Source organism: Sphingopyxis sp. PET50, from assembly GCF_025244705.1.
In the GTDB taxonomy this organism is placed as follows: domain Bacteria; phylum Pseudomonadota; class Alphaproteobacteria; order Sphingomonadales; family Sphingomonadaceae; genus Sphingopyxis.
This window is the reverse complement of record NZ_CP104207.1, coordinates 1348840-1373047: the sequence shown is the minus strand read 5'-3', so window position 1 is coordinate 1373047 and position 24208 is coordinate 1348840. Positions and strand designations below refer to the sequence as shown.

Below are 24208 nucleotides of genomic sequence, written 5' to 3'. Positions count from 1 at the left end.
GCCGACGTGGAGGATTTTACGACCACTACGCCGCTCTGGCGCTGGCAGTCGGCGACCGCCCCGGCGGCCTGGTTTTTCCTGACGATCGCGGGCGAAGCGGCCGACGGCATTCGCTTTGCGGCCATGTCGGGGCAGTGGCTCGACAAGCGCGGCGGATTCGGCTCGGCGCGGGTCGCGGCGACGATCGGCGATACGCGCTGGAACACCTCGGTCTTTCCGCACCGCGAAAGCGGCGGCTGGCTGCTGCCGGTGAAAGCGGCGGTGCGCAAGGCCGAGGGGCTGGCCGAGGGCGACGAGGTGACGGTGACCGTCAGTCTTTAGGCGGGGTTCCGGCTTTCGCCTCGCGCGCCTGTGCCTTTCGCTTGCGCAGATTTTCGCGCAACGCCTCCGCCAGGCGGCGTTCGCGTTCGATCTCGGCGGGGGAGGGTGTCTTGCTCACGAACCCGCCCATGCCAAGGGAATCTGTCCAGCGTCAAGCCTATCGCCTTGACAGGGGCGGGGCGTCCCGCCATAGGCCGCGCCTGCCCGGCAAAGACGCATTTGCGGGCGGCCCGGTTGCTGCTGTAGCTCAGTGGTAGAGCGCGTCATTGGTAATGACGAGGTCGACAGTTCAATCCTGTCCAGCAGCACCATTTTCCCGGAAACCGCATCGGATCGCCCGCCGGGGCTATTTGCCGTTCGCCGCGGTGACGGGTGCGCCCGCAAGGCCGCGCAGCGCCTGGGTGCGCATGTCGATTTCGCGCCGTTCGGAATCGGACAGCCCGTCGCGGCCATAGCGTTCGGTCAGCGCTTCGATCTGCCGCGCTTCGCGGCGCAGCGCGCGCGCTTCGCGCTTCGACAGGTCGCCCGTCTCGCGCCGCGCGTCGATGCGGTCACGCAGATCGAGCAGGTCGCTGCCGATCGACGGGCCTAGCTGGACGGGTACCCATGTCGACGATCGTCGGCAGCCGCTCGCTGGGCGGCGGCGTGCGCGGCATGAACTGCGCGTGGGCACCGGCCAGCGGCAGGATAAGGACGGCGGCGGTCAGGAACGGGCGCATCGGCGATCTCCGGCTGGAAACACCGGGAGGGTCGGCTTTGCCGTCTGAACAACGGGTGAATCCGGCTAGATTTTCGCCGCGAGCAGCCAGTCGTGGAACAATTTCACCGCAGGCTGGCGCAGCGCGCGCGGGCGGCAGACGAACCAATAGCTGTACGGGCTTTCGACATCGAAATCGAACAGGCGGATCAGCCGCGGGTCGTGCGCATCGTCGTAATGATGGCCGTGCATGAAGGCGACGCCGATCCCCTGCGCCGCGGCCTCGAGCATCAGCGGTCCCGAATCGAAATAATCGATCCCTGCCGGTTCGAGATAAGGCATGCCGATCGCCTTTTTCCATTCGGCGAAGGTCTCGGGCATTTCGCGGTGAACGAGGATGGTCATGCGCTGCAACTGTTCGGGCACCGCGATCGGGCGGGTGCCATCCAGCAGCGTGCGCGCCGCGATCGGGAACACCTTGTCCTGATCGAGCCGCGCCGCATAGAGTACCGGGTCGATCGATCGCGCGAGCGCGATCGCGGCGTCGATGCCGTCGCCGAGCCGGGCCTCGGCATGCGACATGGTTTCGATGTCGATATGCAGTTCGGGATGCTTCTGCCGCAGTTCCGGCATGCGGGGAAAAAGCCGCTGCTGGGCAAAGAGCGGCAGCACGTTGAGGTGAAGCCGCATCGACGCATCGGGACTTCCCGCCTGGACGATGACCGAGCGCAGATCGTCGAGAATCGGCGACAGCTGGTCCTGCAGCGCGCGGCCCGTCTCGGTCAGCCGCAGGCCGTGGTGGTGGCGGTCGAACAGCGGACGCCCGACGGCATGTTCGAGCGTCTGGATCCGCCGCGACAGCGCCGGCATCGACAGCCCGAGCTCGCTCGCGGCGGCCTTGACCGTACCGTGGCGGGCGACCTCCAGAAAGGCCTCCATGCTGCTGAGGGGGGAAGGCGTGGCATGTTCGTATCCGGGGCGCGATGATGACATGTCATTGGCGGACATGCCAGAATTTTGTGCAGTGCGTCATAAATGGCCCCACGCAAGGGGTCGCAAATCGGGAACCGCCGTCCTATCTTCGCCGTTCTGACCATTTTGCGGGAGACACGCCTTGGCCGAAGCAGCGGTAAAAGAAAAACAGGTCAAACTGCAGGTTGCCAACGCCCGGGCGGAGGAAAGCGGCGGCGGCATCGCCCGTATTCCGCGCGCCGCCATGGCCGAACTGGGCCTGACCGAAGGCGATATCGTCCAGATCAGCGGCAAGCGCGACACCGCGTCGCGCGTCGTCGGCCCCTATGCCGAGGACGAAGGGCTCGACGTGATCCGCCTCGACGGGCTCCAGCGCGCCAACGCGGGCGCGGGCGCGGGCGACATGGTGTCGCTCAGCCGCGTCGAGACGCGCCCCGCGACGCGGGTGGTGTTCGCCCCCGCGCAGGAGAATCTGCGGCTGCAGGGGTCCGCGAACGCGCTGAAACGCAGCTTTTTCGGGCGCCCGCTGGTCGCCGCGCGACACGGTCGCGACCGCGGGGCAACAGCGCGTGTCGGCGGGCGACATGCCGCCGCAGCTCCGCCAGATGCTTAACGCGCCACGGCCTATGCGCTCGCCGAAGTACGCCTGCTCGTCGTGTCGGCGGCCCCCAAGGGCGTCGTCTTCATCGACGAGAATACCGAGATCGAGCTGCTCCCCGAATATCAGGAGCCACAGGACGCGCGGCGCACCGACGTCACCTACGACGACCTCGGCGGGCTGGGCGAAACGATCGACCAGCTTCGCGAGATGGTCGAACTGCCGCTGCGTTATCCCGAACTGTTCCGCCGCCTCGGCGTCGATCCGCCGCGCGGGGTGCTGCTGCACGGCCCGCCGGGCACCGGCAAGACGCGGCTCGCGCGCGCGGTCGCGAACGAGAGCGATGCGCAATTCTTCCTGATCAACGGGCCTGAGATCATGGGCAGCGCCTATGGCGAGTCCGAAAAGCGGCTGCGCGACGTGTTCGAACAGGCGACCAAGGCGGCGCCGTCGATCCTGTTCATCGACGAGATCGATTCGATCGCGCCGAAGCGCGGGCAGGTGACCGGCGAGGCCGAAAAGCGCCTCGTTGCGCAGCTTCTGACGCTGATGGACGGGCTGGAACCGCGCACCAATCTGGTGGTCATCGCCGCGACCAACCGGCCCGACGCGATCGACGAGGCGCTGCGCCGCCCGGGCCGCTTCGACCGCGAGATCGTGATCGGCGTTCCCGACGAAAGCGGGCGGCGCGAGATATTGGGTATCCACACGCGCGGCATGCCGCTCGCGGACGATGTCGACCTCGCCGAACTCGCGCGCACGACCTTCGGCTTCGTCGGCGCCGATATGGCGGCGCTGACGCGTGAGGCGGCGATCGAGGCGGTGCGGCGGATCATGCCCAAGCTCAACCTCGATGACGGGACGATCCCGCCCGAGGTGATCGAGGAACTGCGTGTCACGCGCGAGGATTTCAACAATGCGCTGAAGCGCGTGCAGCCGTCGGCGATGCGCGAGGTGATGGTGCAGGCGCCGAAGACGCGCTGGAGCGACATCGGCGGGCTCGACGCGGCGCGCGACAAGCTGATCGAGGGCATCGAACTGCCGCTCAAGCATCCCGAGGCGTTCCGGCGGCTCGGCATCCGTCCGGCGAAAGGCTTCCTGCTCTATGGCCCGCCGGGGACGGGCAAGACCTTGCTGGCGAAAGCGGCGGCGCGCGAGTCCGACGCCAATTTCATCTCGATCAAGTCGTCGGACCTGCTGTCGAAATGGTATGGCGAGAGCGAGCAGCAGATCGCGCGGCTGTTCCAGCGCGCCCGCGCGGTGGCGCCGACGATCGTCTTCATCGACGAACTCGACAGCCTGGTGCCCGCGCGCGGCAGCGGAGCGGCGGGCGAGCCGCAGGTGACCGAACGCGTCGTCAACACGATCCTCGCCGAAATGGACGGGATCGAGGAGATGCAGTCGGTCGTCGTCATCGGCGCGACCAACCGCCCGAACCTGATCGACCCGGCGCTGCTGCGCCCTGGAAGGCTCGACGAGCTGATCTATGTGTCGGTGCCCAATGCCGAGGGACGCAAGCGCATCCTGGAGATCCAGACCGGAAAGATGCCGCTGGCCGACGACGTCGACCTGTCGGCGCTCGCCGGAAAGGCCGACCGCTTTACCGGCGCCGATCTGGAGGATCTGACCCGCCGGGCGGGCCTCGCCGCGCTCAAGCGTTCGATGGGCAGCGAGACGGTGACGATGGCCGATTTCGAGGCCGCGCTGAAGGACACCCGGGCCTCGGTCACCGAGGCGATGGAAAAGGATTATGAAAAGATCCAGGGCGAAATCAAGCAGGCGGCGATGAGCGTCGACCCGATCGGCTTCTTCGCGCCCGGCATGCTCAAGCCCGTGCGCGAGCGCAAGCATGAGGATGCCGAAGACTGAGGGAACGACCTGTCCCCGGGCCACCGCGCCCGGGGTCAGGGCTCGTTGCCGAAGCCGAAGGCGTGGTCGAGCCGCAGCGCCTTCCAGCCCCACAGCACCAGCCAGCCGCAAAAGCCGGCCATCAGGCCGTAGGCGACCATCGGATGCCAATTGTAGAGCAGCACGCCGATCGCGGGCGAGACGATATAGGCCGATCCGTTGATTGAGGCGGTCATGCCCGCGACGCTGCCCTGGTCGCGGCGCGGCACCGCGAGTGACGAACCGGCGGTGAAGCCCGGACGGAACAGCCCGAAGCCCAGCGAGGCGAGGGCGAAACCGATGATGATGCCGTGCAGGTCGAACGACAGCCCGGTCATCACCGTCCCGACGCCGCCGAGCGCCGCGCCGACCAGCACCGCGGTGCGCGGCGACATCTTCATGATCGGGATCAGCCCCCATTGCGCGAGCAGGGTCGCAAAGGCGCCCGCCATCAGCACGATGCCGGTCATCGCCGCGCCCTCGTCGGGGCGCAGCCGCAGTTGCAGCCGGTCGAGGATCAGGAAGCCGACGACGCCGAGCATCATCGCCTGCGCCTGCCCGCCGAACAGCCCGGCGAGCAGCCAGGGCCGCACGCGCCGGTCGGTCCAGCGCAGCGGCACCGGTTCGCCCGCTTCCCCGTCTTCGGTCCCGTCATCCGATAGCGTCGTGTCGGGCGTCCCCGCCGAGGTCGGATAGGAAGCGATCGCGCCGCGCGCGGCGAAGCGCGGGATGTCGTCGGGGAGCCGCCAGCGCAGCATCGCCAGCACGACCAGCCCGATCAGCGCGAACACCAGCAGCGGCCCCGATAGCCCGACGATCGGCAGGATGAAGAAGGGGGCGATCGCCGGGCCGATGACGGTGCCGAGCCCGAAGGACGAGGAGACGAGCGACAGCGCCTGGGTGCGCTCCTCGGGATCGGTGCGCGCCGCGACATAAGCCTGCACCGCGCGGCGGTGCCGCCGAACCGAAACCGCCGTAGAGGCTGCGGAACAGCGCGAAGAGGATGAAGGTCGTGCCGGCGGCGAGCCAACCCATCAGCCCCGACCACAGCACCACGCCGCACAGCGCCATCGACGAGAAGAAGCCGATCACCCCGAGCGCCATCAGCGCCTTGCGCCCGCGCTTGTCCGACTGGCGCGCCCAGTGCGGCGCCGTGAGCACCCACAGCAGCGCCGACCAGCTGAAGGCGAGGCTGACCCACACGTCGGGGATATGGAGCTTGGCGCCGATCGCGGGCAGGATCGACTGCATCGCCGTATTGCCCGCCGCGGCGACCAGCATCACCGCGAACAGCACCGCCATGCGGTCGGCAGGGATCGAGCGGCTGATGTTCGGCATGGCGCTGGCTCCCCCTTCCGACTCCGCCGCTCGTGCGGCCTGGTGTTCCGCCAGCCTCCTACACGGCCCGCCCGGCCTGTCCAGCGCGAGGGTGCCAGGCTTTTGTCAAGCGGACTCTTTCCTTGCGCCGCGCGCCCGTTTTTGCCACGCCTTTGCCGTCCGCAACAATGCGAAAGCCATCATGACCAATCCCCGGGCCCATGCCCAAGAATCGAAGGTCGCGCCGCTGCGCCGCATCCGCGACCGAGTGAAGCAGTTTGTCGGGCCTTGGGGCATGTTCGTGAAGGGCTTCATCAAGCACCCGGTGATGGTGGGGTCGATCGTGCCCTCGTCGCCGACGCTGATCCGCCACATGCTGAAGCCCGTCGACTGGAAGAATACGAAGCTCTTCGTCGAATATGGCCCCGGCGTCGGCACCTTCTGCCGTCCGGTGCTCGAACGCATGGCGGGCGATGCGACCCTGATCGCGATCGACACCAACCCCGACTTCATCGACTATCTGCGCAAGGATATCCGCGACAGCCGCTTCATCGCGGTGCACGGCTCGGCCGCCGACGTCGAGGAGATCATCCGCGCGCACGGCTTCGAACAGGCCGACTATGTCCTGTCGGGCCTGCCTTTCTCGACCCTGCCGGCGGGGGTCGGACCGGCGATCGCGGCGGCGACGCACAAGGTGCTGCGCCCCGGCGGCGCCTTCCTCGTCTATCAGTTCCGCGCCCGCGCGCGCGATTTCCTCGCGGCGCATTTCAATCGCATCGACAATGCATTCGAATGGGTCAATGTCCCGCCCTGCTTCCTTTTCTGGGGCTGGAAGGACTAAATCTCGGTATCGGGATCGGTATCGGCGAGGCCGAAGTTGAGCCGCCGCGATACGGTGTAATCGGCCACGCCGACGACGAACCACGACAAGGTCCAGCGCAGCCGGGTCAGCCATCCGGCGCGCGCTTTATGCTCCTCGGCGGTTATCACGTCGCAATCGGGTTCGAGCCCGGCGACGAAATCGCGCATCTGCGCGGCAAAGCCTGCGTCGGCGATGCGCAGCATCACCTCGACATTCAAGAACAGGCTGCGCATGTCGAAATTGGCGGTCCCGACATAGACGACGTCGTCGATAACGATCAGTTTCATATGCAGCTCGGCACGGCCGATATTCCCAGACCGCCGCCTTCTTGCGGAGCAGATAACCGTAGAGAAGCCGCGAAGCGCCGATCGTCGCCGCATTGTCCGACTTCGCCGCCATCACGAAGCGTGCGCGGCCGCGCCTGGCGACGCGGCCGAGGCGGCGCAGCATGCCCTGGCCGGGCGAGAAATAGGCCATCGCCATGTCGAGCTGGCGCGCCTTGTCAAGGTCGCTGCGCACTGCGCGCGCCCAGGGCGACAGCCGCTGCGTCGGGCCGCCGACCAGCCAGGACACCGGTCCGGCATCGACCGGCCATTCGCGGATCAGGCGGCGAAGCACCAGCAATTTGCCGTCGTCGTTCATCGTATAATCGTGGATTTCGGCGAACCATCGCACCATGCGCGCCACCGTCGGCCCGCGCACCACGACCCCGAGGTCGAACCAGCAGCGGGTCAGGTGGGTGCTGAGATAGGGATCGGCGATATTGAACCCGCCGGTCATCGCGATCTCGCCGTCGATCAGCAGCAATTTCTGATGGTTGCGGACCAGATAGGAGGAACGCCATCGCCGGGAGAAGAAGGTGACACTGCCGCCTTCGCCTCGCAGCGGGTCGAAGATATTGTCCGATATGTCGCTCGACCCGAAACTGTCGATCACCGCGCGCACGCGCACACCGCGTCTCGCCGCCGTCGTCATCGCGTCGAGCACGCGCGTGCCCGCCGCGTCATGCTCGAAGATATACATGATCAGGTCGATGCTGCGGATCGCGCCGTTCAGCAGCGCGAGGACGCGTTCGAGCCGGGAATCGCCGTCGGCGATGACCTCGATCCGGTGGCCCGCCACATCGGCGCGCAGCGTGTCGGGATCGCTGGCGGGAATGGGCTCGGCACTCATGCCCTGCTCATAGGACGGGCGCCGCCGCGGGAGCAAGGCCGAGGGGAGGGGACGCGGATTTATTGACATGGCGGGGGCCGCCTGCTAGCGCGCAGCGCTTGCCGCCATGCCTCCGGGCTGGCCTCTCCTCGATCAAGGAAAACACATGGCCCGCGTTACCGTCGAAGATTGCGTCGACAAAGTCCCCAACCGTTTCGATCTGGTTCTGCTCTCGGCGCACCGCGCCCGCGAAATCTCGGGCGGTTCGGAGCTGACCGTCGATCGCGACCGCGACAAGAATCCCGTCGTCGCGCTGCGCGAGATCGCCGAACAGACGATCCGTCCGAAGGACCTTCAGGAATCGCTGACCGGCTCGCTGCAGAAGGTCGTCGTCGACGATGACGACACGCCCGACGAAATCAGCTCGATCGCGCGTTCGGCCGAGGCCCTGCGCCTCACCGCCGCCGCGCCGCCGCGCAGCCCCGCGGGCGGCGGCAGCGACTTCGAATAAGCCGTCGCGATACAGGATCACCGAGGGGGCCGCGGGAAACCGCGGCCCTTTGTTTTGGCGCTGGGAAACGACCGGTTTCGGGCGTTAGCGGACGTTTATCTCCCCTCCCTGCAAGGGAGGGGCTGGGGGTGGGTTGCCGCCGAAGGCGGCGCTCTTCCTCTTGCTCGCTACGCTCGCTACCCACCCCTAACCCTCCCTAAAAGGGAGGGGAATGTCTTATATCCACCCCCAAAGCGGCACTTAATCAGGAAACCTGCGTCAACTCCGCCACCCGGATCGCCTTCGACGCCAGCATCGGCTCGATGATCCGCTCGATCCGCGCGGCGCGGGGCGATTTGACCGCGATGTTGAACAGGCTGTTCGCGATCACATCAGCGATCTGCACCCCGTCGCTGCGCCGGCTGTCGGCGAGCGAGGCGCGGCCCCACTGGCCGAGGCCCACCTGGATTTCCTCGCGGACGAGCGACAATATCTTGGGGTCGTAGCGGCCGTCGTCGATCACGACGTCGGTGCACACGCCCCCGGTTTCGGGCAGCCAATGGCCGACCGCGCTGTTGAGCAGGGCGCCATAAAGCGCGAGATCGCTCGGCAAGATGCCCCCGGGATCTCGCCGCGAGCTTGTCCCGCTCGGCCACCGCGACCCATGCGCGACCGCCGGCGCGGTCGAACAGTTCGAGCAGATAGGCCCGCTCGACGATGGAGATCTCGGCTGCCCTTGAGCTCGCCGCGCAATCCGGTGACGGCACGAAATCGCGCATGGATGTCGGCGGCCGCCTCCGGCGTCAGCATGGCCGCCGCAAAGGTCATCGCGCCGGCGTTGAGGCCGCCCGATTCATCGCAATAGATCGTCATTGCCGCAGCTTAGCGGACGGTGCCAAAGAAGGTGACCTTTTTGACGGCACCCGGTGCGAGGGGTTCGGCGAGCACCCATTGCACGTGCGTCACATCGTCGGCGGTCGCGGCTCGCGGCGCGGCGCTCGACCACCGGAACGGTCATCCCGGCGAGGTCACCATAGGTCCGGCCGCCATCGACCGACACCGAAAAGCCGGCGAGGTCGTCGGTGCTGGCAAAGCGGACCTCGGGCGGGATCGGGTTCACGAACTTCAGGCCCGCCGCGGCTTCGCTCGTATGATTGTCGAGCTGAAGCGTGAAGCGCAGCCGGTCGCCGGGAACGACCGTTTCGGGTGCCGCAAAGCTGATCTTGCGCTGCCCCTCGGCACCGGTCTCGACCTTTTCGACCTCGACATTCTGGCTGAATTCGACGCGCTGAAAGGCCTGCACGGGGCTCGCCAAGGCGAACATCGCCGCCACGCCGAGGCCGAACCGCGGCAACCGGAATTTTTTCCGCTTCATTCCGTTCCCCCGAACCAGATGGTGCTTAGGCGCCCTGCGGGTTGGCACCGCCGAACGGGCGCGGTTTGCGCTTGATCTGCGGCAGGCCGCCGGCGTGACCCGATACGGGGGTGCCCGACTTGTTATGGTCGTCCTCGCGCCCGATATCCTCGCCCTTGATCGCACGCTTCGACTCCTCGCCCGACAGCGTCTCATATTCGAGTAGCGCGGCGGCGAGCAGGTGAAGCTGGTCGATATTGTCGGTCAGCACCTTGCGCGCCACGGTTTCGCCCTCCTCGACGAGGCGGCGGACTTCGGCATCGATCAGCTTGGCGGTTTCCTCGGACATATTCTGCGCGCGCGATACGCTGTGGCCAAGGAACACCTCGTCTTGATTGTCGCGATAGCGCAGCCAGCCGAGCTTATCGGACATGCCATATTCCATGACCATGGAGCGGGCCATGTCGGTCGCCTGCTGGATATCGTTCGACGCGCCGGTGTTGAGCTCTTCCTTGCCATAGATGAGCTGTTCGGCGATGCGCCCGCCGAAGCAGAGCGCGAGGCGCGCCTTCATCTGCTTCATGCTCATCGAATAGCGGTCGCGCTCGGGCAGGTTCCACGTCACGCCCAGCGCGCGGCCGCGCGGGATGATCGTCACCTTGTGCAGCGGATCATTGCCCTCGACATGCAGCGAGACGAGCGCATGCCCGGCCTCGTGATAGGCGGTCGCCTTCTTCTCGTCCTCGGTCATCACCATCGAGCGGCGTTCGGCGCCCATCATGACCTTGTCCTTGGCTTCCTCGAATTCGTTCGAGGCGATCAGCCGCTTGCCCTTGCGCGCGGCGAGCAACGCCGCCTCGTTGCAAAGGTTGGCGAGATCGGCGCCCGAGAAGCCCGGCGTGCCGCGCGCGATGCGGCGCAGATCGACGTCGGGTGCTAGCGGCTTCTTGCGCGTGTGGACCTCGAGGATCTTCTGGCGGCCCTCGATGTCGGGGCGCGGCACGACGACCTGGCGGTCGAAGCGGCCCGGACGAAGCAGGGCGGGGTCGAGCACGTCGGGACGGTTGGTCGCCGCGACGATGATGATGCCCTCATTGGCCTCGAACCCGTCCATCTCGACGAGCAGCTGGTTCAGCGTCTGCTCGCGCTCGTCGTTGCCGTTGCCGAGACCGGCGCCGCGATGGCGGCCGACCGCGTCGATTTCGTCGATGAAGACGATGCACGGCGCGTTGCGCTTCGCCTGTTCGAACATGTCGCGCACGCGGCTGGCGCCGACACCGACGAACATCTCGACGAAGTCCGAACCCGAAATGGTGAAGAAGGGCACGCCCGCCTCCCCCGCGATCGCGCGGGCGAGCAAAGTCTTGCCGGTGCCGGGCGAGCCGACGAGCAGCGCGCCCTTCGGAATCTGGCCGCCGAGCTTCGAGAATTTGGTCGGGTCCTTCAGGAATTCGACGATTTCCTCCAGTTCCTCGCGCGCCTCGTCGATGCCCGCGACATCGTCGAAGGTGACGCGGCCCTGCTTTTCGGTGAGCATCTTGGCGCGCGACTTGCCGAAGCCCATCGCGCCCGAGCCGTTGTTCTTCTGCACCTGGCGGAAAACGAAGAAGGCGATGCCGAGGATCAGCAGGAAGGGCAGCGACTGGATCAGCAGATAGACCCAGACATTGCCGGTCTCGGTGGGCTTGCCGTCATATTTGACGCCCTTTTCGTTCAGCAATTTCAGCAGTTCGGGATCGCGGATCAGGTTGGCGCTGAATTTTTCGTCGTTGGTCAGCGTGCCGGTCGCGCGGTCCTCCGACAGGACCACGTCCTTGACGCTGCCGTCCTGGATTTTCTGGCGGAATTCCGAATAGGTCATCGGATTGCTCGCAGGCTGCGACGCACCGCCGAACATCGAGGCGACGAGGAGCATGGCGAGCAGGATGCCGCTCCAGATCATCACGCTCTTCATCCAGGGATTGCCCTGCGGTTCCTTGTCATCCTGCATTTCGATCGATTCCACCTTGCCGGGCCGGAGAGCAGCCCTAAGGCCAAGATAGGCCCTCTGTGTTAAATGACAATGAGCAGATCAGCGCGCCGGGCGCGCTTTTCGCCGCGGCGCCGCCGAAATGCGCCAGAAACCGGTGTCGTCCCCGTCGATCCGGTCGATCAGCAGCGTGCCGACCATCGCCCGCGCGGCCCTCGCGCATCGCCGCGATCACCCCGTCGAGCGTCACGCCGCGCAAGGTCAGTTGCGGATCGAAGGCGCACAGGCGCCGTACCAGGATACGGCGGAAAATTTCCGCCGGATAACCGGCATCGCGGATCGCCGCGGGATCGCCGGCATCGGGCCAGTGCCCGATGAGTTCATCGACCATCCAGTCGAGCGCGGCGTCGGCATCGGCGAGCCATTGCGCCGAGCGCGCGGCGGCTTCCGCATCAAGAAAATGCTGCGATTGCAGATCCTTGCGTAGGCGCGCACGGTCGAAACGAACATCGGCGTTCGACGGATCGTCGACGAAGGGCAGGTCGGCGTCGAGCGCCAGCGCGACCAGATCGGCATGGCGCCACCCGAGCAAGGGGCGCAGGATCGCGCCGTTGCGCGCGCGGATGGCGGCGAGGCCGCCGACGCCGCTGCTCCGGTTGATCCGCATGATCAGCGTTTCGAGCTGATCGTCGGCATGGTGCGCGGTCACCACAAAGTCGATCGCATGCGCCGCGCGCCACTGTTCGAGCAACCGATAGCGTTCGGCCCGCGCCGCCGCCTGGAACGAACCGCGGATCGGCACGGGCGGGCAGAGAATGGCGTGCGGGATATGGTCGCGCTCGCAAAAACCCGCGACCATCCGCGCTTCCTCGGCCGATCCTTCGCGCAGTCCGTGGTCGACTGTCGCCGCGCGCACCTGGCCCGGCAGCAGCGACACCATGAGCCAAAGGAGCGCCATGCTGTCGGGGCCGCCCGACACCGCGACGCCATAGCTCAGCCGCTGCCAATCCGGGCCGGCAAGCGATTCCAGTTGTTGCGACAGCCGCTGGACGGCGTCGGCTTCAGCAGCCGGCTTTTGTTTTTGCGGCGGCAGCATCGGCACGGACGTCCTGCGGCGCCTTGTCGCCATAGGTCTCTTCGAGCTCGGCGAAGGCCTTGCAGGCATCAGCCTTGCGCCCCAGCTTGTCGAGTGCGACTCCCATGTACATCAGGCTGTGCGGCGCGCGGGCGCCGCCGGGATTACCCTTGTAATTGTCGTAGAAGGCCCGGACCGCGAGGTTCGGCTTGCCCTCGTCGAGATAGGCGCGGCCGAGGAGATTCTGCGCGAAGCTCGCAAGCCGGTGGTTCGGCCATTTCGCGACCACGTCCTTGAGCTGCGTCTGCGCCTCCGGATAGAGCTTCGCCTCCCACAGGCGATAGCCGTAATTATAGCTGTCATCGACCTCGTTCCCGGTCGCCGGAATTTCGACCTTTTTGACCAGCGCGAGGCGGGCGGCGCTTGCCGACGAGGCCTGGGCCGTCACGGCGGGCTTCTTCGTCGAGGCGGCGGTCGTCGCCGTCACCGCAGGGGGCTTCACGACCGGCGTGACCGGCAGGCTCGCGGGCGTCGTCTCGACGGCCGCCGGCGGCGCGGCGAGGCGCTTTTCCATTTCGGCCTTATAGGCGATGAACTGTTTTTCGAGTTCGCGCAGCTGGAACGCATTTTGTTCGGTCTGGCCGGTCAGCGTCTGCAACTGGCTTTCAAGCGCATCGACGCGCGCGGTCAGGTCGATCACCGGCGCGTTGCTGCGCGCGCGCTCGCCCGGCGTGTTGTCGGGCGCGATCTCGCCTTCGAAAAAGGTTGGGCTGCCGCCGGGGAAGACCGACCGCTGGACCGCGCGCATTTCCTTTTCGAGCCGGTCGACGCGCTTGCCGATCGCCTCGTCCTGCGCCTGTGCTGCGCCGGGAAGCGACAGCAGCAGCGCGGCGCTCACCGTTCCCAGAAGATAGTTACGCATCGTCATCTGCCTTTTCGGCCCCCACATCCGATTAACCATTGTCCGTTTCATAACGCGCCAAGGCCCGCTTGCGCAAACCCAATTCGGCGCGGCGATCCTTTGGCCCGCCCGAAGGAAAAAGATCAGCGCTTCGGGACGACGGGCGGGATGGTCTGCGCCGCGCCCGCCCCCTCGGCCCGCGCGATCAGGTCGGCGGGCTTCAGCGAGATATTCTTGACCAGCGTGTCTGCGGGCCCGACCGCGCCGATGTCGCGGCCGCCGACCGTAACCTTCAGCGCCTGCGGAATGCTGGTGCGGAGCGTGAACTGCTGAATATAGGCGGGCGGCACTTCATAGGTTTCGCCCGCGTCGAGCGTCCGCCAATTCTCGGTCTTGCCGGTCGCGTCGTCGAAACCGATCCAAACTTCCGAGATGCCGGTCAGCACGACCGGGGCATCGGCGGGAATCGCCTGGCCCGGAGCCGCGGCCTTCGTCGCGGGAGCGGTGCCGGGTGCGGTTGCTCGACGCTTCGGAATTTTCGGCGGCCTCGTTCTGCGCCGCGATCAACTCTTCGCTGGGCTCGACCGACAGGAAACGCCAGACGCCATAGGCCGCGACCAGCAGCAAGGCGACGATGACGAGCGTCCACGCCATGCGCGCGGTGGGCAGCCGCGCCGGGTCGGTCGGCTCATAGGCTTCGTAAAGCGGCCGCGCGCCATAAGCGTCTTCTTCGAGCTCGCGGCGGATCGCCGTGCCGATCTCGGCTTCGGGCAGATCGACGGCGCGGGCATAGGCGCGCGCGAATCCGGTCACATAGGTGCGGCCCGGCAACTCCGAAAAATCCGACTTCTCGATGGCTTCGAGGTGGCGCTGGGTGATCCGCGTGCGCGACGCGACATCGGCGAGCGACAGGCCCGCCGCCTCGCGCGCCAGCCGCAGCCGGTCACCGGTACGGGTAATCGCCAGTTCGCCCTGCTCCGGGGCTTCCTCGTCCGCCATCAATGTCTCCGTGCCGAGCCGTGTTCGACCCATGTCGACCGTGCGCGCCGTTCATCGCACCGACCGCGCGGCAAAGTCAAATGAAGTTCGGTTAACGACCGGCTGAAAAGGGCCGTTATTAAGCCCGTCCGCCGGTACCCCGATTACAGCACATATTTGCTGAGGTCGGTGTCGCCCACGATGTCTGCGAGCTGACGGTCCACGTAAGCGGCGTCGATGTCGAGCGTCGTCCCGCCCAGATCCTCGGCGGTGAAGCTGACCTCCTCGACCAGCCGTTCCATGATCGTCTGGAGTCGGCGGGCGCCAATATTCTCGACCTTCTCGTTGACCTCGGCGGCGAGCTTCGCGACGCGCGCGATCGCATCGGGCGAGAAGTTCAGCGTCACGCCCTCGGTGCCGAGCAGCGCGGCATATTGTTCGGGCAGGCCCGCCTTGGTTTCGCTGAGGATGCGGACGAAATCCGCCTCGGTCAGCGCCCCCAGTTCGACGCGGATCGGCAGGCGGCCCTGCAGTTCGGGAAGCAGGTCGCTCGGCTTGGCGACGTGAAAGGCGCCCGAGGCGATGAACAGGATATGGTCGGTCTTCATCGGGCCATATTTGGTCGCGACCGTCGTGCCTTCGATCAGCGGCAGCAGGTCGCGCTGCACACCCTCGCGGCTGACCGAGCCGCCGCGCACGTCGCTGACCGCGATCTTGTCGATCTCGTCGAGGAAAACGATGCCGTTCGCTTCGGCATCGGCCAGCGCGATGCGCGCGACATCGTCCTGGTCGAGGCGCTTGTCCTGCTCCTCCTCGATCAGCCGCGTCGCGGCGTCGATGACCTTCAGCTTGCGGCGCTTCTTCGGCCCGCCGCCCAGCGCCTTTCCGAGCATATCGGACAGGTTGATCATGCTCATCTGTCCCGGCTGGCCGGGCAGTTCGAACGGCATGTTCGGCGCTTCGGCGACCTCGATCTCGACCTCGCTGTCGTCGAGATGGCCCTCGCGGATGCGTTGGCGGAAGCTCTGGCGCGTCGCCTCGCTGGCGCCCTTGCCAGTGAGCGCGTCGAGCAGCCGCTCCATGGCCGCTTCTTCGGCGGCGGCGCGCACCGCCTCGCGGCGGCGGTCCTTTTCGAGCCGCACGGCTTCCTCGACCAGGTCGCGGGCGATCTGTTCGACGTCGCGGCCGACATAGCCGACCTCGGTGAATTTCGTCGCCTCGACCTTGATGAACGGCGCGTTGGCGAGCTTCGCCAGGCGGCGCGAAATCTCGGTCTTGCCGCAGCCGGTGGGGCCGATCATCAGGATATTCTTGGGACTGACCTCGTCGCGCAGGTCGGCGCCGAGCTGCTGGCGGCGCCAGCGATTGCGCAGCGCCACAGCGACCGCCCGCTTCGCGGCGTCCTGGCCGATGATATGCGTGTCGAGCGCGGCGACGATCGCCTTCGGGGTCAATGCTTCGTTCATATGTGGGAGGGTTCCAGAGAGAAATTCATGTCGCCGCTAGATGGCGGTTCGCGCGCGCGTTTCAAGCCAGACAGCGAAAGCCGCCGAACAGCTCGGCCTGCGCCTTCAGGATGCGCGCGATGTCGGCCTCGACCGGCGTGGTCGACCATTCGTCGAGTTCGAAAGTGCCGCCAAGGATGATCCCGTCGGGCCGCGGAAACATATAGCCATGCTCGCCGGTATAGGCGTAGCGGATCTCGGGCTGCGGCAGCAGCACCGCGATCTGGCCGCGCGCCGGACGCAACTCCATGTCGCCGAGCATTTCGCGCGAACCGAGGCCGGTGCAGTTGAAGATAAGCGTTTCGGGCAGGGTTGCGACATCGGCGAGATTCGCGAATTTGCGGATCGCGATCTTGCCGCCCGCCATCTGCACGTCGCGGATCATCTGACGCAGATAGCGCCCGGTTTCGACGAACATCGTCTCGAAACGGTTCATCTGCCCGACCGGGAAAGGATGTTCGCCGGCGGCGATCTGACGGTCGCTCGGGCGATAGGGGCTGGCGCGGCGCGGCCCGCCGTCCGAATAGACGGGCAGCCAGCGGATGCCATAATCTTCGCCGACCATGATCTGGAAACGCCGCCAGCTATAATCGCGCGCGGCCTTGTATTGCGCGCGCCACTCGGGCGTCACGGCATCCTCCGCGAAATGGCCATAGGGCGACCATTCGCCGCCCGCGATGTTCGACGTGGTGTCGGGCGGCAGCGCCGCGGTGTAGAGCGTGACCGGAAAGCCCGCTTCCTGCACCAGCCGCGCGGTCGACAGTCCCATCACGCCCGATCCGAGCACCGCCACCGGCCCTCGATGCCCCGGCAGGCCGAGATCGGCGGCGAGGCGCGACGTCCCCCAGCTCAGCGTAATGCCGGCGCCGCCGTGGCCGTAATTGTGGACCAGCCGCTTGTCGCCGAGCGTGTCGGCGCGGACGACGAACCCCTGCGCGCGATACGGACGCAAACCCGCTACGGTACGGATGACGCGGTCGGACGCGACCTTGACCGGCGGCAGGCAGGCGGGATTGGGCAAGATTTCGGCCGGGCGCGCCAGGGTCGCCGCGCAGCCCGAAACCAGGCTGGCCGCGCCCAGTGCCGAAGAGGTGGCGATCAGTTTCCGGCGGTCGAGGAGCAGCGTCATGCCGCGACGCTAGATCAGCGCCCGTGGCGCGGCAAGCTGGTCAGGCCGTGCTGTCGATCACTTCCTGCGTGAACTGGTCGTTGGTATAGACGCAGATGTCGGCCGCGACCTCCATCGCCTTGCGCGCCAGCACCTCCGGGTCCTTTTCATAATCGGCGAGCGCCCGCGCCGCCGCGAGGGCAAAATTGCCGCCGGACCCGATCGCCGCGATCCCCCCCGTGGGTTCGAGCACGTCGCCGTTGCCGGTGACGACGAGCGTCACCTCCTTGTCGGCGACGATCATCATCGCTTCCAGATTGCGGAGATATTTGTCGGTGCGCCAGTCCTTGGCGAGCTCGACCGCGGCGCGCAGCAGCTGGCCGTTGTGGCGCTCGAGCTTGGCTTCGAGCCGTTCGAACAGGGTGAAGGCGTCGGCGGTCGCGCCGGCGAACCCGCCGATGACGCTTCCGTCGTGCAGGCGGCGCACCTTCCTGGCATTGGGCTTCATCACCGTCTGGCCCATCGAGACCTGGCCGTCGCCGATAACGACGACCTTGTCGGCATTGCGGGCGGAGAGGATGGTGGTTCCGTGCCAGGGAGCGGCACTGTGCGCATGAGGATCGGTCATGCGGCGCGATATGGGCGATGGGCTGGTGGGGTGCAAGGGGAGGGGATCGAGCTGCCCAATCCCGCTCGCATCGAGCGAAGTCGAGATGCCCCTCGGGCCAGACGCTGTTTCGATAGGTGTCTCGACTTCGCTCGACACGAACGGATCGAGAGGGAGGCGTCAGGCCACCGCGCGCGGCCCCTGCGCCACCGCCGGCCATCCCTGATCGGGCCACAGGCCGCGCGTATCGTAAACGATCTTGCCGCTGCGTTCCTCGAGTGGGACCGATTTGAACACGTCATGGTCGACGAGCACGATCATCACGTCACACTCGGCGAGCGCGTCGTCGAGATCGACCAGCTCGGCGCCGCTGCCCGCGAATTCCATCGGCAGGCCGCGCGCGAAGGGCTCGACGATGCGGATGCGCTGGCCGAACTGGCGGGCGAGCGCCGCGGCGACCTCGACCGCCGGACTTTCGCGGAAATCGTCGATATTGGGCTTGAAGGCGAGGCCGAGCACGCCGACCTTCGCCTGCGGATGGCTCGCGACGAGCGCGGCGGTCGCGGCGATGACGTGCGTGGTCTTCGCCAGATTGACCTCGCGCGCCGTGCGGATGAGACGGCTCTCGTCGGGCGCACCATGGACAAGGAACCAGGGGTCGACCGCAATGCAATGGCCGCCGACGCCGGGGCCGGGCTGCAAGATGTTGACGCGCGGGTGGAGGTTGGCGAGGCGGATCACGTCCCACACATCGACCCCCATCTTGTCGGCGATCATCGACAGTTCGTTGGCGAAGGCGATGTTGACGTCGCGATAGCTGTTCTCGACCAGCTTCACCATTTCGGCGGCGCGCGCCGTGGTGGTTACGCAGGCGCCGCGCACGAACTGGCGATAGAAGGTCATCGCCCGGCGCGCGCAGCGCGGGGTGATGCCGCCAATGCAGCGGTCGTTGTCGACCAGCTCGACGAGGATGCGGCCGGGCAGCACGCGCTCGGGGCAATAGGCGATGAAGATGTCGGGCGTGCCCGCGCAGCGGCCCGGAACCTTCAGGTCGGGGCGCTCGGCGGCGAGCAATTCGGCGACCTTCTCGGTCGTCCCGACCGGCGAGGTCGATTCGAGAATCACCAGATTGCCCGGTTGGAGAACCTTTGCGATCCCGCGCGCGGCGTCGAGGACGTAGCTGATGTCGGGGCGATGCTCGTCGTCGTGCGGGGTCGGCACCGCGATCACGAAGGTGTCGGCGCTAGGCCATTTCGGTCGAGGCGACGAGCGCGCCGCGCGACACGACGCCCTGGACGAGGCCGTCGAGATCGACCTCCTCGATATGCACCTTGCCGTTGTTGACCGTCTCGACGACCTTCGCGCTGACGTCGATGCCAGTGACCTTGCAGCCCGAGCGCGCGATCAGCGCGGCGGTCGGCAGGCCGATATAGCCGAGGCCGACGACGGTGACTTTCTGTTCGATATCAACGGGCACGCGCGACAATCTCCGCAATCTGTTCGCCTGCCGTGCCGTCGCCGAAAGGATTGTGGGCGCGCGCCATGGCGGCATAGGCCTCGCTATCGTCCAAAAGGCTGAAAATTTCGGAAACGATGGTATCGCGGTTGGTACCTACCAGCCGCGCCGTGCCCGCCTCGATGCCCTCCGGCCGCTCGGTGGTCTCGCGCATCACCAGCACCGGCTTGCCGAGCGAGGGCGCCTCTTCCTGCACCCCGCCGCTGTCGGTGAGCACCAGCTCGCTCGATGCAAGCAGGCGCACGAAATGCGGATAATCGAGCGGATCGATCAGCGCGACGTTGGAAAGCGCGCCGAGGATCGGCTCCATCGCGGCGCGCACATGCGGGTTGGGATGGACCGGGAAGATCACCGCGACGTCGCTTCGTGCGGCGATCGCGGCGATCGCGTCGGCGATCGCCTTCATCCCGTCGCCGAAATTCTCGCGGCGATGCGAGGTGACTGCGACGATGCGCCGCCCGGCGAAGCGCGCGAGCAGCGGATCGAGACCTGCCGCCAGCGCCGGCTCCTCGTCGATCCGCGCCTTGGTGGCGAGCAACGCGTCGATCACGGTGTTGCCGGTGATGTGGATATGCGCCGCCGGCACATTTTCGGCCCGCAAGGCCGCCGCTGCGGTTTCGGTCGGTGCGAAATGCAGGTCGGCGACCGCGCCGGTGACCTTGCGGTTCACCTCCTCGGGCCAGGGGTGATAGATATTGCCGCTGCGCAGCCCGGCCTCGACATGGCCGACCGGGATCTTGCGGAAATAGGCCGACAGCGTCGCCGCCATCGTCGTCAGCGTGTCGCCATGGACGAGGATGCGGTCGGGCTTTTCGGCGTCGAAGGTCTCGCCGAGCCCCGTCACCAATCGCGCGAGCAGTCCGTCGAGCGTCTGGTTCGCCGTCATCACGTCGAGATCGACGTCGGGCACGATGCGCGCGATGTCGAGCACCTGGTCGAGCATCTCGCGGTGCTGCGCGGTGACGCAGACGCGGACGTCGAGCCCCGGTTGCGCGCGCAAGGCGTGCACCACGGGGAACATCTTGATCGCTTCGGGACGCGTCCCGAACACCGTCATCACCTTCATCGCGCGCTCGTATATCGGGGGTTCATGCGCCTGGCCCTAGAATATTTTGGTTGTTATCCGCTTAACCGCGCGGGAAAATCGGCGGGGTGTGATCCTTGTCATTGCGCGTGCAACGAGTAAATGCACGGATCCATGCATCCCGATCGCGGTTCGCGTGTTAATGCTGCACTGCGGCATAGGCCGACGGTTGGGGTAGGGCATCAGATTCAATCGGTAAGACCATGTTAAAACGACTTTTCAACCGCAAGCCGGCCCCCGAGCCCGTTGCCGAGGATTGGCCGCAGGTGCCGCCGGGCACGCGCGTCTATGCGATCGGCGACGTTCACGGCCGTCTCGACCTGCTCGACGCGCTGCTTGCGCGGATCGCCGACGAAAGCCGCCGCGACCCGGCCGATACGGTTCATCTGGTCATGCTCGGCGATCTCATTGATCGCGGCCCGCAATCGGCACATGTCGTCGAGCGGCTGCTGGCCAAACCGCCTGGCGTCGACGAGATGCACCTGCTGATGGGCAATCACGAAGAAGCCCTGCTCGAAATCCTTGACGGCGCCCATTCGCAGCTTCCCGGCTGGATCCGCTATGGCGGCGAACAGGCGCTGCAGAGCTATGGACTTGAAGACGCAACCATTTTCGGCGATAGAGAGGCTCTGGTCGCCAAAATCCATGCCGAGCATACCGGCATCGCATGTCCGTTTGTTCCGCTCGATGGTGGATTATGTGCAGATCGGCGATTATCTCTTTGTCCATGCGGGGATTTTTCCCGGACGTCCGCTCGATCAGCAGCAGGTCCACGACCTGCGCTGGATCCGCGACGAATTTCTCGACGATGAGCGGGATCATGGCGTGATGGTCGTCCATGGTCACACCATCACGCCCGACGTCGATTGCCGCACCAACCGGATCGGGATCGACACCGGCGCCTATCGCAGCGGCATACTCACGGCGCTGGTGCTCGAAGGACGGGCGCGGCGTTTCCTGAAGACCGGAGAGAGCGTCGCCGCATGATCCTGACGCGCATCTGGGGAGCGGTCGAAGCACGCATATTGGCGATCCTGGCGTCGCTTGTCGCGCTCGGACGCAGCGAAAAGCGCGCAATCCTGATCGTCGCCGACGCGGTGCTGTGCGTCGCCGCCGTGCTCGTCGCCTTTTCGCTCCGCGTCGGCCAATGGGTGATCTTCGACGCGGCGGTGGGGCTCGCATCGGTGGTCGCGCTGTCGAGCTGGCTGCCGATCTTCCTCATTCGCGGCACCTATAGCTCGATCCTGCGCTTTTCGGGCGGGCGGACAATGGTCGGACTCGGCTATTCGGTGATGCTCTATGCCATCCCGATGATCGTGCTGTTCGGTTTCGTCGGCATGGAAGGCGTGCCGCGTACGGTCGCGGTGATCCAGCCGATCGTCTTTCTGCTGTTCCTTGCGATCACGCGCATCGTTGCGCGCTATGCCGTCGTCGATCTGCTCAAGCGCCGCGACGTCGGCCAGCAATCGATCGCGCTCATCTACGGCGCCGAGCGAAGCGGGGCAGCAACTCGCGATGGCGCTGCGCGGCGACCCGGCGCTGCGCGTCGTCGGCTTCATCGACGACGATCGCAAGATCGAGGGCGAGATCATCGACGGCATTCCCATCTATTCGCGTCCGAAACTGCCCTATCTGGTCGATACTTATGGCGTCACGGACGTGCTGCTCGCGCTGCCGCATGTGACGCGCGCGAAACGCCGCCGGGTGATGAAATCGCTCGAAGATTGGCCGATCCGCGTCCGGATGCTGCCCAACATGCGGCAGATCATCGACGAGCAGGTGTCGATCAGCGACCTGCGCGACGTCCAGATCGAGGATCTGCTCGGCCGCGACCCGGTGCCGCCCAACCAGCTGCTGCTCGGGCGCACGATCGTCGGCAAGGCGGTGATGGTCAGCGGCGCCGGCGGCTCGATCGGCAGCGAATTGTGCCGCCAGATCGTGACGATGCGGCCCGACAAGCTGATCCTTGTCGAATCGTCGGAATATGGGCTGTACGCGATCGGGCAGGAATTGCAGGCAGTGATCCGCGGCCTGCCCGAAGGGCAGCAACCCGAACTGATCGAGGAACTGGGCAATGTCACCGACCAGCCGACCGTGCGCCGCCTGCTGGCGCGCTGGCGGCCCGAGACGATCTTCCACGCCGCCGCCTACAAGCATGTGCCGCTGGTCGAGGCGAACCCGATCGCGGGCATCGGCAACAATGTCTGCGGCACCCTGTTCATGGCAACCGAGGCCGACCGCGTCGGCGTGACCAATTTCGTGCTGATCAGTACCGACAAGGCGGTGCGTCCGACCAATATCATGGGCGCCTCCAAGCGCGTGTGCGAACTGGTGCTGCAGGGTCTGGCGGCGCGCGGCAGCAAGACCATCTTCGCGATGGTGCGCTTCGGCAATGTGCTGGGGTCGAGCGGGTCGGTCGTGCCCCTGTTCCGCGAGCAGATCAGGAATGGCGGCCCGGTGACCGTCACCCACCGCGACGTCACCCGCTTCTTCATGACGATTCCCGAGGCGGCGCAGCTCGTCATCCAGGCGGGCGCGATGGCGAAGGGCGGCGAGGTGTTCGTGCTCGACATGGGCAAGCCGGTGCGGATCATCGAGCTGGCGCGCACGATGATCAACCTGTCGGGCCTGACCGTGCGCGACGAGGATCATCCCGACGGCGACATCGAAATCGCCGAGATCGGCCTTCGCAACGGGGAAAAGCTCTATGAAGAGCTGCTCATCGGCGACGATCCCAAACCGACGAGCCACAGCCGCATCATGCAGGCGCGCGAGGCGATGCTCGAGTGGAGCGAGCTGTCGGTGCGGCTCGACGCGCTGCGCGCGGCGATGGATGCCGGCCTGGCCGACGAATGCCTGGCGATCCTGCGCGGCCTGGTGCCCGAATTTCGGCCTGCCGAAGAAGTCAATCAGGCCGGCGGCGAAATCCAGGCGCCGCTCGCGAGCTGAACGAAGTCCGCTGACCGCTCCCGATCAGCGCGTCAGGCACGCGGCGACGCGCTCGGCGGGGCACATCACATATTCGCACAGGGCGAGGTCGCCATGCACCCCGATCGCCTCGATCGGTGCCAGTTCATAGTCGCCCTCGCGGCCCTCGTGCAGGACACGCAGTATGCGGTAATCGAGTTCGGCAAGGCGCGCTTCGATCCGCGCCTGGCGCGCGATGCGGTCGGTACGGCTTGCGTCGTAGCAGGGCAGGATTTCCATCGAGATCAACGGACGGTCGCGCGCGATGACCGGCGCGAGCGCGTCGATGACGTCGGCCTCGGCCCCCTCGACATCGATCTTGATCAGGCCGACCGGCGGTGCGAGCAGGTCGTCGGGCAAATCGGCGGCGGCGAGGATGGCGACGGTCTTGCGAAAGGTGATCGCCTCGCCCGGGCGAAAGCCTTCCACGATAGATGCCGCCGAATCGCCGCTGCGGCCGTGATAAAGTTGAAGCGTCACGATGCCGCTTTTCAGCCCCAGTCCGGCAGGGATGAGCCGTACATTGGCCCAGCCATTGGCTGCGACCAGTTCCTCGACATAATGGACGCAAACGGGGTTGGGTTCGAAACCGATATAGCGCCGTGCGGGGTCGATTGACTTCGCCTTGATCAGCGTCTGGCCGATATTGACGCCCACATCCAGGAAGGTGCCGGATGTCAACGGCATCAGCCGCCGGAGCAATGTGAGCATCCAGGGTTCGGTGAGTTCGACTATCAGCCCGGCGATGACCGGCAGAACGATACGCTGGCCGCCGATCTCGGTCTCCAGATTGCGGTTCAAGCGATGGAATTGACCGAGCCGCTGGAGAATGCGGTTCCCGAACCATT

At 66.4% G+C, this 24208-nt stretch carries 22 protein-coding genes, 1 tRNA gene and 5 pseudogenes; 8 read left to right on the top strand and 20 right to left on the bottom strand.

Annotated elements, in window-relative coordinates:
• Positions 1–6 precede the first annotated feature (6 nt).
• Complete coding sequence (locus N0A20_RS07145; RefSeq protein WP_260583209.1) at positions 7–321, top strand: DUF1905 domain-containing protein; 315 nt, start codon at positions 7–9, stop codon at positions 319–321.
• Positions 322–557: 236 nt separating this feature from the next.
• Positions 558–632: transfer RNA gene (locus N0A20_RS07140), tRNA-Thr, on the top strand.
• Between the two features lie 35 nt (positions 633–667).
• Here the strand turns inward: N0A20_RS07140 and N0A20_RS07135 are convergent.
• Positions 668–994, bottom strand: a complete 327-nt coding sequence (locus tag N0A20_RS07135) for a hypothetical protein (protein WP_260583208.1) — start codon at positions 992–994, stop codon at positions 668–670.
• A 111-nt stretch (positions 995–1105) separates the two neighbouring features.
• Positions 1106–1957, bottom strand: a complete 852-nt coding sequence (locus tag N0A20_RS07130) for a LysR substrate-binding domain-containing protein (protein WP_260583856.1) — start codon at positions 1955–1957, stop codon at positions 1106–1108.
• Between the two features lie 175 nt (positions 1958–2132).
• Here N0A20_RS07130 and N0A20_RS07125 point away from each other — a divergent pair.
• Positions 2133–4457: pseudogene (locus N0A20_RS07125) on the top strand (CDC48 family AAA ATPase).
• Between the two features lie 35 nt (positions 4458–4492).
• On the opposite strand, the gene N0A20_RS07120 reads toward N0A20_RS07125, so the two are convergent.
• Positions 4493–5419: an MFS transporter gene (locus N0A20_RS07120; RefSeq protein ID WP_312846614.1), complete on the bottom strand. Its 927-nt coding sequence runs from the start codon at positions 5417–5419 to the stop codon at positions 4493–4495.
• 575 nt (positions 5420–5994) lie between these two features.
• Here N0A20_RS07120 and N0A20_RS07115 point away from each other — a divergent pair.
• Positions 5995–6633, top strand: a complete 639-nt coding sequence (locus tag N0A20_RS07115) for a class I SAM-dependent methyltransferase (RefSeq protein ID WP_260583207.1) — start codon at positions 5995–5997, stop codon at positions 6631–6633.
• Here the strand turns inward: N0A20_RS07115 and N0A20_RS07110 are convergent.
• The 3 genes and pseudogenes from N0A20_RS07110 to N0A20_RS07100 all read right to left on the bottom strand — a co-directional run.
• Positions 6630–6782: a hypothetical protein gene (locus N0A20_RS07110; protein WP_260584001.1), complete on the bottom strand. Its 153-nt coding sequence runs from the start codon at positions 6780–6782 to the stop codon at positions 6630–6632. The two genes, N0A20_RS07115 and N0A20_RS07110, sit on opposite strands and share 4 nt — an antisense overlap.
• A gap of 90 nt (positions 6783–6872) precedes the next feature.
• Positions 6873–6941: pseudogene (locus N0A20_RS07105) on the bottom strand (hypothetical protein); the annotation flags it as partial.
• Positions 6942–7377: 436 nt separating this feature from the next.
• Positions 7378–7677 (bottom strand): annotated as a pseudogene (locus N0A20_RS07100) (phospholipase D-like domain-containing protein); the annotation flags it as partial.
• 295 nt (positions 7678–7972) lie between these two features.
• Between N0A20_RS07100 and rpoZ the strand changes: the two are divergent.
• The gene (rpoZ, locus tag N0A20_RS07095; RefSeq protein WP_260583206.1) at positions 7973–8317 is read left to right on the top strand and encodes a DNA-directed RNA polymerase subunit omega; all 345 of its coding nucleotides are present in this window, start codon (positions 7973–7975) and stop codon (positions 8315–8317) included.
• Positions 8318–8561: 244 nt separating this feature from the next.
• Here the strand turns inward: rpoZ and N0A20_RS07090 are convergent, their stop codons facing one another.
• From N0A20_RS07090 to wecB, 12 genes and pseudogenes are all read right to left on the bottom strand, one after another.
• Entirely contained in the window at positions 8562–8909 is a 348-nt protein-coding gene (locus tag N0A20_RS07090; protein WP_260583205.1) for a DUF3800 domain-containing protein, read from the bottom strand.
• A gap of 240 nt (positions 8910–9149) precedes the next feature.
• Positions 9150–9650, bottom strand: coding sequence for a hypothetical protein (locus N0A20_RS07085; protein WP_260583204.1), 501 nt, complete (start codon positions 9648–9650; stop codon positions 9150–9152).
• Between the two features lie 46 nt (positions 9651–9696).
• On the bottom strand, positions 9697–11640 hold the full coding sequence (gene ftsH / locus N0A20_RS07080) for an ATP-dependent zinc metalloprotease FtsH (RefSeq protein ID WP_260583855.1): 1944 nt from the start codon (positions 11638–11640) through the stop codon (positions 9697–9699).
• Positions 11641–11677: 37 nt separating this feature from the next.
• Complete coding sequence (tilS, locus tag N0A20_RS07075; protein WP_260583854.1) at positions 11678–12715, bottom strand: tRNA lysidine(34) synthetase TilS; 1038 nt, start codon at positions 12713–12715, stop codon at positions 11678–11680.
• The gene (locus N0A20_RS07070; RefSeq protein ID WP_260583203.1) at positions 12681–13616 is read right to left on the bottom strand and encodes a tetratricopeptide repeat protein; all 936 of its coding nucleotides are present in this window, start codon (positions 13614–13616) and stop codon (positions 12681–12683) included. The genes tilS and N0A20_RS07070 overlap by 35 nt, the downstream gene beginning before the upstream one ends.
• A gap of 122 nt (positions 13617–13738) precedes the next feature.
• The gene (locus N0A20_RS07065; protein WP_260583202.1) at positions 13739–14041 is read right to left on the bottom strand and encodes a DUF4115 domain-containing protein; all 303 of its coding nucleotides are present in this window, start codon (positions 14039–14041) and stop codon (positions 13739–13741) included.
• Entirely contained in the window at positions 13947–14594 is a 648-nt protein-coding gene (locus N0A20_RS07060; protein ID WP_260583201.1) for a helix-turn-helix domain-containing protein, read from the bottom strand. Before N0A20_RS07060 ends, N0A20_RS07065 begins: the two co-directional genes overlap by 95 nt.
• A gap of 143 nt (positions 14595–14737) precedes the next feature.
• Complete coding sequence (hslU, locus tag N0A20_RS07055) at positions 14738–16039, bottom strand: ATP-dependent protease ATPase subunit HslU (protein ID WP_260583200.1); 1302 nt, start codon at positions 16037–16039, stop codon at positions 14738–14740.
• Positions 16040–16100: 61 nt separating this feature from the next.
• Positions 16101–17207, bottom strand: coding sequence for an FAD-dependent oxidoreductase (locus N0A20_RS07050; RefSeq protein WP_260583199.1), 1107 nt, complete (start codon positions 17205–17207; stop codon positions 16101–16103).
• 40 nt (positions 17208–17247) lie between these two features.
• Positions 17248–17814, bottom strand: a complete 567-nt coding sequence (gene hslV, locus N0A20_RS07045; RefSeq protein WP_260583198.1) for an ATP-dependent protease subunit HslV — start codon at positions 17812–17814, stop codon at positions 17248–17250.
• A gap of 159 nt (positions 17815–17973) precedes the next feature.
• Positions 17974–19270 (bottom strand): annotated as a pseudogene (gene wecC / locus N0A20_RS07040) (UDP-N-acetyl-D-mannosamine dehydrogenase).
• Positions 19260–20375 (bottom strand): non-hydrolyzing UDP-N-acetylglucosamine 2-epimerase, encoded by a 1116-nt coding sequence (wecB, locus tag N0A20_RS07035; RefSeq protein ID WP_260583197.1) that lies wholly within the window; start codon positions 20373–20375, stop codon positions 19260–19262. Before wecB ends, wecC begins: the two are co-directional and overlap by 11 nt.
• 221 nt (positions 20376–20596) lie before the next feature.
• On the opposite strand from wecB, the pseudogene N0A20_RS07030 reads away from it, so the two are divergent.
• Together N0A20_RS07030 and N0A20_RS07025 are read left to right on the top strand one after the other, a co-directional pair.
• Positions 20597–20896, top strand: a pseudogene (locus N0A20_RS07030) (metallophosphoesterase); the annotation flags it as partial.
• A 142-nt stretch (positions 20897–21038) separates the two neighbouring features.
• A complete protein-coding gene (locus N0A20_RS07025) occupies positions 21039–21380 on the top strand; it encodes a hypothetical protein (RefSeq protein WP_260584000.1) in 342 nt (113 codons plus the stop codon).
• Here N0A20_RS07025 and N0A20_RS07020 read toward each other — a convergent pair.
• Positions 21296–21859, bottom strand: coding sequence for a hypothetical protein (locus N0A20_RS07020; RefSeq protein ID WP_260583196.1), 564 nt, complete (start codon positions 21857–21859; stop codon positions 21296–21298). The two genes, N0A20_RS07025 and N0A20_RS07020, sit on opposite strands and share 85 nt — an antisense overlap.
• Positions 21860–21908: 49 nt before the next feature.
• Here N0A20_RS07020 and N0A20_RS07015 point away from each other — a divergent pair, with 49 nt between their 5' ends.
• Positions 21909–23342, top strand: a complete 1434-nt coding sequence (locus N0A20_RS07015) for a polysaccharide biosynthesis protein (protein WP_260583195.1) — start codon at positions 21909–21911, stop codon at positions 23340–23342.
• Between the two features lie 24 nt (positions 23343–23366).
• Here N0A20_RS07015 and N0A20_RS07010 read toward each other — a convergent pair whose 3' ends face one another.
• Positions 23367–24161 carry an FkbM family methyltransferase gene (locus N0A20_RS07010; RefSeq protein WP_260583194.1) on the bottom strand — a complete coding sequence of 265 codons (795 nt, stop codon included), beginning with the start codon at positions 24159–24161 and terminating at the stop codon, positions 23367–23369.
• Positions 24162–24208: the final 47 nt, after the last annotated feature.